This is a genomic window from Brevibacillus daliensis, from assembly GCF_021245735.1.
GTDB lineage: Bacteria > Bacillota > Bacilli > Brevibacillales > Brevibacillaceae > Brevibacillus_B > Brevibacillus_B daliensis.
On sequence record NZ_JAJISB010000004.1, the window covers coordinates 84,288 to 96,693 of the forward strand.

At 38.9% G+C, this 12,406-nt stretch carries 12 protein-coding genes; 10 read left to right on the forward strand and 2 right to left on the reverse strand.

The window, feature by feature from the left end:
* Positions 1 to 189: 189 nt before the first annotated feature.
* From aroD to LM917_RS06285, 4 genes are all read left to right on the forward strand, one after another.
* Positions 190 to 951 carry a type I 3-dehydroquinate dehydratase gene (gene aroD / locus LM917_RS06270; RefSeq protein ID WP_232696640.1) on the forward strand — a complete coding sequence of 254 codons (762 nt, stop codon included), beginning with the start codon at positions 190 to 192 and terminating at the stop codon, positions 949 to 951.
* A gap of 851 nt (positions 952 to 1,802) precedes the next feature.
* A complete protein-coding gene (locus LM917_RS06275; protein WP_232696641.1) occupies positions 1,803 to 2,948 on the forward strand; it encodes a ThiF family adenylyltransferase in 1,146 nt (381 codons plus the stop codon).
* 259 nt (positions 2,949 to 3,207) lie between these two features.
* Positions 3,208 to 4,656, forward strand: a complete 1,449-nt coding sequence (locus tag LM917_RS06280; protein ID WP_232696642.1) for an amidohydrolase — start codon at positions 3,208 to 3,210, stop codon at positions 4,654 to 4,656.
* Between the two features lie 310 nt (positions 4,657 to 4,966).
* A complete protein-coding gene (locus LM917_RS06285) occupies positions 4,967 to 5,866 on the forward strand; it encodes a metallophosphoesterase (protein WP_373688766.1) in 900 nt (299 codons plus the stop codon).
* A gap of 233 nt (positions 5,867 to 6,099) precedes the next feature.
* Here the strand turns inward: LM917_RS06285 and LM917_RS06290 are convergent, their stop codons facing one another.
* Together LM917_RS06290 and LM917_RS06295 are read right to left on the reverse strand one after the other, a co-directional pair.
* Positions 6,100 to 6,426: a DUF4176 domain-containing protein gene (locus tag LM917_RS06290; RefSeq protein WP_232696644.1), complete on the reverse strand. Its 327-nt coding sequence runs from the start codon at positions 6,424 to 6,426 to the stop codon at positions 6,100 to 6,102.
* Between the two features lie 234 nt (positions 6,427 to 6,660).
* Positions 6,661 to 7,491 carry a WXG100 family type VII secretion target gene (locus LM917_RS06295; protein WP_232696645.1) on the reverse strand — a complete coding sequence of 277 codons (831 nt, stop codon included), beginning with the start codon at positions 7,489 to 7,491 and terminating at the stop codon, positions 6,661 to 6,663.
* 269 nt (positions 7,492 to 7,760) lie between these two features.
* Between LM917_RS06295 and LM917_RS06300 the strand changes: the two genes are divergently transcribed.
* From LM917_RS06300 to LM917_RS06325, 6 genes are all read left to right on the forward strand, one after another.
* The gene (locus LM917_RS06300; protein ID WP_232696646.1) at positions 7,761 to 8,654 is read left to right on the forward strand and encodes an acyl-ACP desaturase; all 894 of its coding nucleotides are present in this window, start codon (positions 7,761 to 7,763) and stop codon (positions 8,652 to 8,654) included.
* A gap of 285 nt (positions 8,655 to 8,939) precedes the next feature.
* The gene (locus LM917_RS06305) at positions 8,940 to 9,941 is read left to right on the forward strand and encodes a sugar-binding transcriptional regulator (protein WP_232696647.1); all 1,002 of its coding nucleotides are present in this window, start codon (positions 8,940 to 8,942) and stop codon (positions 9,939 to 9,941) included.
* 50 nt (positions 9,942 to 9,991) lie between these two features.
* Positions 9,992 to 10,426: a transcriptional regulator GutM gene (locus LM917_RS06310; RefSeq protein ID WP_232696648.1), complete on the forward strand. Its 435-nt coding sequence runs from the start codon at positions 9,992 to 9,994 to the stop codon at positions 10,424 to 10,426.
* 16 nt (positions 10,427 to 10,442) lie between these two features.
* Positions 10,443 to 10,988, forward strand: coding sequence for a PTS glucitol/sorbitol transporter subunit IIC (srlA, locus tag LM917_RS06315; protein ID WP_232696649.1), 546 nt, complete (start codon positions 10,443 to 10,445; stop codon positions 10,986 to 10,988).
* A gap of 16 nt (positions 10,989 to 11,004) precedes the next feature.
* Positions 11,005 to 12,027: a PTS glucitol/sorbitol transporter subunit IIB gene (gene srlE / locus LM917_RS06320; RefSeq protein WP_232696650.1), complete on the forward strand. Its 1,023-nt coding sequence runs from the start codon at positions 11,005 to 11,007 to the stop codon at positions 12,025 to 12,027.
* 12 nt (positions 12,028 to 12,039) lie between these two features.
* The gene (locus tag LM917_RS06325) at positions 12,040 to 12,402 is read left to right on the forward strand and encodes a PTS glucitol/sorbitol transporter subunit IIA (RefSeq protein WP_232696651.1); all 363 of its coding nucleotides are present in this window, start codon (positions 12,040 to 12,042) and stop codon (positions 12,400 to 12,402) included.
* Positions 12,403 to 12,406: the final 4 nt, after the last annotated feature.

A 12,406-nucleotide genomic window follows, 5' to 3' on the forward strand; every position in this document is an offset into this window, starting at 1 on the left:
CGATAACAGTAGCCCTGCTCGTTATTGTTAGTGACAGATTTGCATAAAAATGCGCATATTGAAGTGTCAATCATTCAAAGATCATCATTACATGCGTATAATAATCTAAGTAGAAGGTACTTACTAACATGTATGTACATAGTCGGTTTCTTATCTTGTAAGACTGTTATATGAAGACGAGGTGAAAGTATGGGAAAAGTAGTGAGGGTTAAAGGAATAACTATCGGTGAAGGTGCTCCGAAAATCTGTGTACCCTTGGTGGGAGAAACACTGGAACAATTAAAAGTGGAAGCAGGCTCCTTACAATCACTCGAATTTGACATTGTAGAATGGCGAGTCGATTTTTTTGAATATGTTGAGAATATTGAAAAAGTAGTTATTGCTTTAAGAGAGATCCGCAGCATCATCCCTGATGTTCCGCTTATATTTACCTTCCGTAGCGCAAAAGAAGGCGGAGAAAAAGAAGTTAGCCCAGACTTTTATGTGGCATTGAACACAGCAATTGTTGAAACCAGCCTTGTTGAAATCATTGATGTTGAACTTTTTCATGATGAAATGAATGTGAAGAAACTGGTGGAAGTAGCTCATATACATGGTGTGTACGTCATAATCTCCAATCATGATTTTGATAAAACACCACCCAAAGAAGAAATCGTGTCCCGATTGCGTAAAGCTCAGGAAATGGGGGGTGATTTACCAAAAATCGCTGTTATGCCCAATGAAACGATGGACGTACTAACGTTATTAGAGGCGACTCTCATTATGAAGGAGCAGTATGCTGATCGTCCCATTATTACCATGTCAATGGGGAGCAAGGGTGTTATTAGTCGGGTGGCAGGAGAAGTCTTTGGATCAGCGCTAACCTTTGGGGCTATCAATAAAGCGTCTGCACCAGGTCAATTACATGTATCTGAATTACGCCATGTGCTTACCGTATTACATAAAAGCTGATAAAAATAATGAATGCAGGTAAAACACAGTTCAACGTGGATTACCTGTATTTTTGTGTACAGGAAAGAATTAATAATAATATGGTATGTTTATAAAAAATATTACTAATAATAAATAATTACAAAATTATTCATATAGATATAATGATATATACGTTACTAATAATTAAATAAAAAATAAAAATTTGACTTTACATATGATAAAATTACTTATATCATTATGGTAATCATTTCCATATAACGAATATTTCCAATGGAATGCTGTTGATGGAAATGAGCGATTTACTAAATGAAAGGGGGATGAGACTTTCATTTAATAAAATGATCATTTTGCACTGGCAGTGGGTTTTGTTCCGAAAGACCATTCACTTCAGAGGAAAGCAACATTTGCAGAATCGTTAGCTTCACTTATTGTAAAAATCTGAATGTTTCTATATAAAATTCAGATTTTTCTGATTTATTTACATTGAAGTAGCAAGGTTGAGAATCGGACATCCCAGTGAGACTATATAACGAAAAAATTGAAGAGGAGGTAACAATGATGAAAATCAAACTAAAAAAAGTAGAAAGCCTAAACACAACATTATTGCTTCACTCTTCCTAATTTGAACGAGAAACTAAAACAAGAAGGAGGTAGTATCTATGAAAATCAAACTAAAAAAAGTAGAAAACCTGATTCCAACTATGCAAGTTCCACATGCTTCTTAACCTAAATAGTAGTTGTACAATTGTAAAAAATTAGTAGTAGAAAAAGAGCCGTGTAATTGTAAAGTGACCAGCATTGTCACGACAAGCGCGGCCTTTTTTCCTTTAGGAAGAAAATTGATATGGTAAGGAAAGGAGTGTTTTCATTTGAGACCCAAAATTAAGACGATTTTAACCCCAATCAATAGAAGTGGAAATGTACTTCGAATTGGATATGAAAAAAGTATATTTGAAGTAGAGGACGCTGACGGACAGATCCTTACTTTTCTGCAATTGATAGATGGTTCACACACGATAGAAGAAATCGTGGCTCTCTCTGGAATGACAGAAGAAGAGGTATGGGCAGCTCTTACAGAGTTAAATGAAAATAAACTCCTTGAGGATCTTGATGCGGTTACGCAGTTATCTGAAGAAGAGCAGGAAAGATATCGGGCAAATCTAACCTATTTTTCTAATTTCGCTGATTTAGAAACTAGCAAATATCACTTTCAACAAAAACTGAGAGATTCGAAGATTGTTGTACTAGGATTGGGTGGTTCCAGCTTAGTAGCAAGTTGTTTTGCCGGGATGGGGGTAGGCAGCTTGGTGGGTGTTGATTATGATATTGTTGAAATAAGCAATTTGAACAGGCAGTTTCTTTTTAGCGAACAGGAAATTGGAATGTTAAAGACGGAAGCATCTAAAAATAGGCTTTATCAGGTCAACAAGACTATGAAGGTAGAAGTGGTTAATCGCTTGATAACAGGAGTCAGTTCATTAATTGACCTGTTAGAAGATGCTGATTTAGTAATAAATATGATAGATCAACCTGCTATCACGGCTACACGTTGGGTTAACTCTGCATGTGTTCATGCTGGTATTCCTGTTATTCAGGGGGGAGTAGGAAATCTGGAGTATTTCATTCAAAAGTTCCATCCGAGCAAAGGTTGCTGCTATGATTGCACACTAATCCAGATGCTGCGAACGGATCCTTTTATGGAAAGTCAGTTACGTATGCTTTATAACCAGACGTTTGAAAGAAGAAATACGGCTTTTGCCCCTATCATTGCGATGTTATGTGGCCAGCTTGCGCAGGAAGCTGCCAAAACGATCCTTGGGTTTGAAGAAGCGCTTCAATCAGGAACTGTTGTCACTTTCAACACAATGCAGGCGACAGAAAATAGAATCAAAACATGGGATGCGGTCCCAGAATGTCCAACTTGTGGTGCGAATAGGGACAATAGTGAGTGGGGAGAACCTGTAGATATAGAGGTTCTATTCTCTTTCGCTCGTGAGCAAACTGTCCAATCATAATTGTCTGACACGGTTAAGTAGTAGTCATAAAAAATGGTTGTGAAACGATTATTTTGTAGGTAAAATGCAGTCATCACTTAACAAGGAGATGGCTGTTTTTATTATTTGGCTACATACCCATTGTTACAAATAGAACGTAAGAACGAAGTATTTGTAACAAATTTAAAATCAACATAAAAATTATATAAAAGATAATTTACAAAATTATCGTAAAATACTAGAATGAAAGTGATCATACATATACTTTCAGGGGGGTACTATGAAACAGAAATTGTCAGTTTTAAGTACAATAGCAGTTGCAACAGCTTTAACTGCCCAAGTAGCAATTGGTTGGGCTGCCACGCCAACAAAATTAGACGCAGATATTGTGATCAAGAATGGACAAGTCCTCACAATGAATGAGCAGAAAGATGTCTATTCGCAGGGTACAGTTGTCGTCAAAGATAACAAAATTATTGCAGTGGGCGACGATAAGGTAGCAGCACAATACAATGCCAAAAAAGTAATCGATGCTGGTGGAGATATTGTTATGCCAGGTATGATCAATACCCACAACCATGTGCCAATGGTGGCTTTTCGTAGTATTGGCGAAGAAGGTGTAGGCAATCGCTTATTTGATGTTTTCTTTCCGTTAGAAGAGAAGCTGTTGTCACGTGATCTTATTTATACCGCTTCCGTTCACGGCGCTATTGAAATGGCAAAGGGTGGGGTAACAACCTATGCTGATATGTATTACCACGAAGACGAAATTGCTAAAGCTACTGAAAAAGTAGGTATTCGTGGCGTATTGGCAGAATCAGTTATCAGCTTTCCCGTAGTAGATGCAAAAGAGCCATATGGCGGAATAAAATATGCGGAAGATTACATTAAGAAATACAAAGATAGTGAGCTAATCACCCCTGCTGTTGCACCACACGCTCCATATACCGTAAGCCCAGAAAAAATTAAAGAAACAAAAGCACTTGCAGATAAATATAAGGTTCCATTTATTATTCATGCAGCAGAATTTGCAGATGAAGCAGAGCGTGTTGAGAAAAAATTTGGCGTAAAATCTGAATCTGTCATTTCTTATTTAGATTCACTCGGAGTTTTGGATGAAAACACCATTCTTGCTCATGCGATTCATCTAAGCGATAAAGATATTTCCATTATTAAAGAGAGAAATGCTAAAATTGCACACAATCCAATTGCCAATACAAAAGGTGCTACAGGAGTATCTCCTGCCATTAAGATGGACCAAGTAGGGATTGATATTGGTTTAGGAACAGACGGACCAATGAGTTCCAATACGATGGACGTTTTTGGAACGATGGGCTATGCTGCTCGTGTGCATAAATTGGTAAATAAAGATCAGAGTCTAATGCCACCAAGTAAAGCAGTAGAATTGGCAACAATCGGCGGTGCGAAGGTGCTTGGTATGGATGATAAAATCGGTTCGTTGGAAACAGGAAAATTAGCTGACATCATTATTGTAGATGTCCATGCTCCGAATACTTTCCCAAGTTACGATCCATATGCGACCATAACTTATGCAGCAGGTCCACAAAACGTTACGGATGTTATCGTTAATGGGAAAATGATTGTAGAAGCTAATGAACTAAAAACCTATGACTATGCAAAAGATTTGAAGGATATGGAAGTTATTTACGAGAAAGTAAGCCAAGTCGAAAAAACATTGCCTTATCATCAAAAGAAAGAAGCGGAGTAATCACCACTCTTCACTGGGTAGTTGATGTTTGATTGTATCCCCTTTAGGTAGACAGTAATTTGGAGATTCCGTTACTGTTTTACTTGGAGGGGATTTTTTACTGTATCAGAAATAAGTAGTCATAAAATATGTTTGTCAAACGATTGTTTTATAGGTGAAAGGCAGTCATCACTCAACTAAGAGATGGCTGTTTTTTTATTTGGTTACATACAGCTTAGAGGACTGTTACTGTAAGAGGGCTGTAACGGTATGAAGTGCTATAACGTATGATTAATAAGTATGAGTAGGCTATTTGCTGTGATTGTAGCAAATGTATTTTACAAAAGTAAGGATAGCTATCTTCATCATAACGAAAAAGGTTGTGAGTATCGTGATATGGGGAGTCGTAATCGCTCTGATAGTAATGGTAGCCGTGATCTATTGGTACGGAAGATACGTTCTTCCTCATAAAATAAGTGTTACACATAAAGATATCGTTTCTCCGCTCCTTACAGAAGATTTCCAGGATATCTCAATTCTCCAATTTAGTGATACTCATCTGGGGCGTCATTATTTGCTTGGCCATCTGGAAGAGTTAGTAGATTCGATAAACAGGTTAGAACCTTCCATTATTACCTTTACGGGAGATCTGTTTGATCGATATGATCAGACGGTTCTTAAAAAAGAGGAGGTAATCATGGCATTGTCCCGATTACATGCTCCATTGGGCAAATTCGCAGTCTATGGAAACCATGATTATGATGGAAGGGGAAGTGAGCTGTATAAAGAGTATCTTAGTGAAGCAGGCTTTCGTGTACTGGTTAATGAAGTTTGTGACATAACACTTGAGAACGGGAACGAAATGACGATAGCAGGGCTAGACGATTTTTTGTTAGGAAAACCAGATATCGAACGTACCTTAACCCAACTTCAACCTGATCGATTTAATCTATTGCTTGTCCACGAACCAGATATTGTAGATAGAGTGAAAGCTTATCCTGTTCACTTGCAATTGTCAGGGCACACGCATGCCGGTCAAGTGCAGCTACCTTTCCTTGGTCCAGTAATTACCCCCTCATTAGGTAGAAAATATGTGGAGGGAATGTATGTATTACCAACGGACTCTAACACTCATCTTTATGTGAATAGAGGGATAGGCACGACGAGGTTAAAGATTCGGTATGGTAGTATTCCTGAACTGGCAGTTTTTCACTTGAGAAGGAAGACATAACTTTTTTATACAAAAAAAAGAGACCGAACAGGCCGGGGGAGGCAGTTCCGTCTTTCAAAAGGGCTTTTTCGTTGCGTAAGTTGATGAGAAACTTTCAAAATGGTCTTTTGTTGTTATAGTAAGCATAACTGATTGAAAATAAAGAATGGTAACGAAAAGGTTACAAAAGCAAAAAAGCATGCTTCTTATGACTGGATGACTCCAAGTGTAAGAAACATGCTATGGTATTTAAACTATTGAGCGGGTGGGGAATCCTTTTTTGCCGCTTCTAATTCTATCAATTTTTTACGTAATTGAAGCTCCTCTTCATCTTCATAACCACGGAAGAGGATCTCATTGATCTGGTTTTGACGGAAAAAAACATTATATTCTTTAGAGATATTGCCATGAGGATGCGGACAGCCTACATAGTCAAATATTTCTTCCGTATTAGCCTGAATTTGCATACGACCATATATCATAATTTTTTGGTCCCAGCCCACCAATTTAACTACTGAGCCGATGGGGAGCAGATCGACGATTTCCTTTACTTCTGATTGTATTTGAGTAGATTGGCTCATGTAATATTCTTCCTCTCTATTTCATTTTCTGATAAATGAAGGTAAACCCTTGGAGTAAAACAAAACTAAGTAATGGCACCAGTATTAAAAAGAGTACAGAAAATAGGATTCTTTCCTGTAAAGTCAGGTCAGGCTTCAGCCAAGTGCCAACGACAGGAATGATTGTTCCCAAAATAGCAAAGCAGATCAAAAATTTTCTTACAAATTGATAGGAAAATAACATTAGACAACTCCTTATTCGACAGCGATTTTTCCTCCTAAGCCATAAGGACCAATTCCGAGGTAAGCACTAGCTCCACTTGTATTCACTTCTACTTCAGCACCAATGGTACCCAATGCAGCTTCACCGCCAATTACTAGTTCTTTATCAGTAAAAGGCAAAGGAATATTGAGCTCACCAGAATACTTTGCTACAGATACCTCTGCCCCAGCTACGAAACCCCAGCCTTCAAGTCCCAGCTTGGCCTCCCCATCAAAAATGGTTACATTACTATTGCCATATTTTCCTTCAATGCCACCCTCAACACCGACAAAAGAAGCTTCTCCTCCAATAAATTTGCGCCCAGAAAAGTCTTCCATAAATTTATCTATACTGCCAGGGATGTAGACGCCTGCTTCTGCGCCTACAGCTTTACCATAAAACCCGTATGCACCTTTCTCCTGTGCTAGATACGCTTCCCAATTTTTATCTATGCCTTTGAAACCTCCAGGTTGATTACGTACGTGCTCACCTAACGCTGCCGTACCGGCAAGTCCTAGAGCTAATCCAAGAGAACCCTGCATGATGGCTGGAGAGTTTTGATCAACGGTCTCAAAGCGATGGGCGATTTCTTTTAGCTGCTCTTGAATGGATTCAAGCAGTATGATAAAATACTGCATATTTACTTTGGATTGCTCGAATTCTTGATAAAATCTTTGGCTGGTCATCCCTTCCCACTGCGAATTCATCTGAGTCATTTGATTGGTGAGACGATTGATGATTTGTTCAGACGATTCTCTACCAGATCTGAACTGATCTGATACACCCCTGATCTGTTCTGGCGTAATTAATAAGCGAGTACCCATTTTTCCAACACCTGCACTTATCAAAGTATAATTATATAACTAATGGTAACAATTATTAGAGAAGACTGACAATTAGTCTATTTTCCTTTTCTTTACCTGCATGTAACAGGTTTAAATACCTAGTAAAGATTATTTTTAGAATATTTGAATTAGTAGATTATTCATGGTAATATTAGTTGTTTAAGAAAAACTAGCTAAAGAGTGAAGCTAGTTATTTCTGTATTCATGTGAGGCGAACATAAAATACGAGGTAACAGGGGGAGCGGAGAATGCTTACGAACGATTTGGACTTTCGACTCGAATCGCGAATCAAGGAACTGTATGAGCTTCATAAGGAAAGAGCGAGTCGAATCGATTGGGGGTACCATGATTTCTTACCTTGGGAAAAGGGACGGAATTTCCAAAAGGAGCCATGGGACCAAAGTCAGGTTACTCTGCCATCAGGTGTGGTGACTGCTATTGAAACAGCTTTGTTAACAGAGGTTAATCTACCGTGGTTCACCACGTATTTATCCCAAACGTTTAGAGGTTCTCTATCGGTCATAACTGATTTTATTCATACCTGGACTGCTGAAGAAGATCAACACTCCAATTTACTAGAAACGTATTTATTATTAACTCGAAATGCAGATCCAGCACGTTTGCATATGCTGAGAAAATCAGTAGTTGAAACAGGTTTTGAACCAGATTTCCATACACCAATTGAAGCGATGGCTTATACGACGCTACAAGAGCTAGCGACGATGGTGTTTTATAATAATGTAGCGAAAGTAGCAGGGGCACATGATCCTGAGCTAGCAACTCTCTTACGTCGATTGGCAAAGGATGAAACGCTGCATTATGCATTTTATCGGGATGTCATTCGCGTTCACTTGGAGCTAGAGCCTAACTATTGTTATCATCTTGCTCATGTGATTATGAACTTCAAAATGCCGGGTGCGGTTATGCCGGACTTTGAGGATCGAATGAGCATCATTGCCAAGGAAGCTAATTATGGACCGCTTCAATATTTTGATCAGGTGCTTGACGTAGTTGTTGATTATTGGGGCTTAAAAGATTTACGTCCGATTGCTCCATTAGCTGAAAAGGCGAGAATAGATATTTTAGAATACCATGCCAGATTGCAAAAGGTTTCACAGCGCTTCGCACGAATGAAAAAATAATGGACAAGAGCATAGTGGGCACCCTCGTCACATAGTGGACGGTGGGTGTCTATTTTTTTGTCAGTGAGCTAGCAGCAGAAGAAGAAGCAATATTTTTCCATAAAATATCAATAATTAACTTATCATTATCGTAATAATTTTGTTATTGATTTATTAACATTACAGAAATATACTTGGGTTATAAATAACAAATGAGCAAAACGATCTCATATGTGCAAACGTATACATTTGTTATCCATTTGCTCAAATGAGCAAGCGAGTTATTTCCGGCTAAGGAGTGAAAATGTGGATCTGCAAAAAATAAATACAGACGAACGCAAACTACTGGCTCGGGTAGCTCGTATGTATTACGACCAGAATCTAACCCAGAACCAGATTGCCCAGGAATTAGGAATTTATCGGACAACGATTGGGCGAATGATTAAAAAAGCACGAGAAGATGGAATTGTTGAGATCATTATTCATGATGATTTTGACAGCAGTGTAAATCTGGCATATCAAGTGGAAAGTCACTTTGGTTTAAAAGAAGTGATTTTAGTATCAAAAGAGACGGTCTTAAGAAGTAATCGGGACAAAGTCCAGTTGATTGCCGAAGCGGCAATGGATCTACTTGATCGGATTGTAAAAGATGGCGATACTCTCGGAATTGCTTGGGGTAGCACAATGTCATCTCTTGTTAATGCAAAACCGATTTCTAGAAAACGTAAGATACGAGTAGTTCCTCTAGTAGGTGGACAGGGGAATTTTGAACGAGGAGATCAAAAGCATCTGAGTGAAATTTTGCATGGATTAGCAAGTAATTTTGGCGGAGAAGCCTATTATATCGATGCTGCTTCCACTGCAGAGACGAAAGAAATTAGAGATCAAATCTATCAATCCAAGTATTTGCAAAAAATACGTGAGCTGTGGAATGAAATAGATATAAGTATTGTGGGAATTGGAGCACCAATCAGTAACTCCAACTTAATCTGGCAAGGATTTTTCGGAGAAGAAACGATTGAAGAGCTGAAAAAATTCCAGGCTGTAGGAGATATCTGTTCACGCTTTTATGATGTGGATGGTCACATAGTCAATAGTGACGTATATGAGCGCACCGTGGGAATTGAGTTGCAACAAATGAAACAAATGCGCTATTCCATTGGGGTTGCTGAATCGTCAGCAAAGGTTAATTCAATCCTTGGGGCGTTACGCGGAGGGTATATCAATACGCTTGTGACGACCGAAGAGACAGCTAAAGCATTACTTCGAGCTGATAAAAAGCGAAAAAGAGATGAAGAGAAGCAATAAAAAGGTCAAAAATGAAAGCGTTTCAATTGGAAGGGAAGGAGATACGCGGTATGAATTTTTTTCTAATTATCGTGATTGTGGCATTGGCCTGGCTTATACAAGGATTTCTTGGGTTTTATCAGGTGAAAAATTTTAATCACCATTACATGTTACTTCGAAGAAATGGGAGAGTAGCAATTGGAAGACAGCGTGGATGGTTTCGTTCAGGTACGGTTGTTATGCTAGCTCTCGATTCAGGTAACAAAATAACAAAGGCGTTAAGAATGCAGGGTGTCACAGTTTTCTCTCGCATGAGGCCTTTAGATGGCTTAGTAGGATTAAATCTATCAAAGATTAAAGAAGAAGATATTGCTAAATACGACAAATTGACAAAATCCGCTGTCAATGATGCTAAAGATAATTTGAAAACAGTAATGAGAGGTGAAGAAATTAAACCAAAACCGAGCTTATTTGAAAAGATTTTTGTGAGAAAGAAAAAAGCATAAATGGAGAGGTGAAAGTATGGAATTTTTTACTAATCTTGCGGACAAGTTTATTGGTCTTTTTGAAAGAGGAGCAGAGCAATTCCTTAGCTTAGCAACAGGCATTGTTCCACTGCTACTGATGCTATTAATTGCAATGAATGCGTTAATTCGTTTCATTGGGGAAGATAAAGTAGAGCGTCTAGCTGCTAAATCTGCCAACAATCCGTTCTCACGTTACTTCATACTACCGGTTATTGGGACATTCTTCTTCTGTAATCCAATGACATTGTCACTTGGGAAGTTCTTGCCAGAAAAATACAAGCCAAGTTACTATGCAGCAGCATCGTTTTCTTGTCACACACATAACGGTTTATTCCCACACGTTAATCCAGGTGAATTGTTCGTATTCTTGGGAGTAGCCAGTGGTATTACCGCACTGGGACTGCCAGTAGGGGAGTTAGCATTCTTTTACTTCTTGGTAGGTATTGTTACCAACTTCTTTAGAGGATGGGTTACAGACTTTACAACTGCGTATGTTGCAAGACAACAAAAAGTGGTATTAAAAGATACGGTAGACGTGTAAGGAGGTAGATTCGCAGATGAGTCAATATAAAAGTGCACTAGTAAAAGCGGGACCTGGAGGATTTGGTGGACCATTAACCATTACGCCAGATGAGAAAAAGAACAAGATCGTATACATTACAGCGGGTACGAAACCAGCTATCGCAAATAAGTTAGCAGAAATTACTGGTTGTGAATTGGTAGATGGATTTAAAACGAAGGTTCCAGACGAAGAAATTGTAGTAGTTATTATTGATTGCGGTGGAACATTGCGTTGCGGAATTTATCCTCAAAAACGTATAAATACAATCAATATCATGCCGACAGGCAAAAGTGGTCCTCTAGCAAAACATATCACTGAAGATATTTATGTATCCGCAGTAAAAGAGGCACAAATTGAAGCATTAGAAGGTCCAGCTGCAGCTACAACTGCGCCAACAGAAACTGCTACAGCTGACACCTCGGAAGCACCAAAAGCTACTAGAAAGTATAGCACAGATAAAAAAATTACGGAACAAACTGATAAGAATAATCTGATGGTGAGAATCGGTATGGCAATGGGTGGAATCGTCAACGTATTCTATCAAGCGGGTCGTGATGCGGTAGACACTGTTATCAAAACCATTCTGCCATTCATGGCATTCGTAGCGATGCTCATCGGACTTATCCTGGAATCAGGTATTGGTGACTTCATGGCTAGCTTCCTTACACCGTTTGCAGGTTCTATCGGTGGATTGCTTGTTATATCTCTAATCTGTTCCTTCCCATTCTTATCACCTTTCTTAGGCCCTGGTGCAGTTATTGCGCAGGTAATCGGTACTTTGATTGGTGTAGAGATTGCACAAGGACGTATCCCACCACAAATGGCTCTTCCAGCTTTGTTTGCAATCAACTCTCAGGCTGCTTGTGACTTCGTACCAGTTGGACTAGGTCTAGCAGAAGCAGAACCAGAGACGGTTGAGGTCGGAGTTCCTTCCGTCCTTTACTCACGCTTCCTCACAGGGGCACCAACCGTATTTGTTGCATGGCTGGCAAGCTTCGGTCTTTATCAAAACAACTAGGGAGAGAAAACTATGTCTATGATCTATCGTACAACAATCAGTGATTTAGGAGATTCTGCTTTAGATTTCATCGAGGATGGCATGTTGATCTTGTTCAAAACTGGTGCGCCTGAGGATTTAGCTATGTTTTGTGTCCTGCATACAGAGAATGAACTGACTGACACGATCGAGGTAGGTCAAACATTTTCCATTGGGAAAAATGTAGCAAAAATTACTGCGGTAGGTGATGCAGTAAATACTAATTTGAAGGAACTAGGTCACATTACCCTTCGTTTTGATGGACTAGTAGAAGCTGAATTACCAGGTTGCTTGCACATGGAGGCTATTCAACTAGACAAGTTCGAGCCAGGTGAAACGATTACAATCATAAAATAATCGT

Excerpts from the sequence above, each read along its gene's own strand:
- LM917_RS06300 (WP_232696646.1), top strand. The coding sequence starts at position 7,761 with ATGCTTACGAACGATTTGGACTTTCGACTCGAATCGCGAATCAAGGAA.
- aroD (WP_232696640.1), top strand. The coding sequence starts at position 190 with ATGGGAAAAGTAGTGAGGGTTAAAGGAATAACTATCGGTGAAGGTGCT.
- LM917_RS06295 (WP_232696645.1), bottom strand. The coding sequence starts at position 7,491 with ATGGGTACTCGCTTATTAATTACGCCAGAACAGATCAGGGGTGTATCA.
- LM917_RS06280 (WP_232696642.1), top strand. The coding sequence starts at position 3,208 with ATGAAACAGAAATTGTCAGTTTTAAGTACAATAGCAGTTGCAACAGCT.
- LM917_RS06325 (WP_232696651.1), top strand. The coding sequence starts at position 12,040 with ATGTCTATGATCTATCGTACAACAATCAGTGATTTAGGAGATTCTGCT.
- LM917_RS06290 (WP_232696644.1), bottom strand. The coding sequence starts at position 6,426 with ATGAGCCAATCTACTCAAATACAATCAGAAGTAAAGGAAATCGTCGAT.
- srlA (WP_232696649.1), top strand. The coding sequence starts at position 10,443 with ATGGAATTTTTTACTAATCTTGCGGACAAGTTTATTGGTCTTTTTGAA.
- LM917_RS06285 (WP_373688766.1), top strand. The coding sequence starts at position 4,967 with ATGTATTTTACAAAAGTAAGGATAGCTATCTTCATCATAACGAAAAAG.
- srlE (WP_232696650.1), top strand. The coding sequence starts at position 11,005 with ATGAGTCAATATAAAAGTGCACTAGTAAAAGCGGGACCTGGAGGATTT.
- LM917_RS06310 (WP_232696648.1), top strand. The coding sequence starts at position 9,992 with ATGAATTTTTTTCTAATTATCGTGATTGTGGCATTGGCCTGGCTTATA.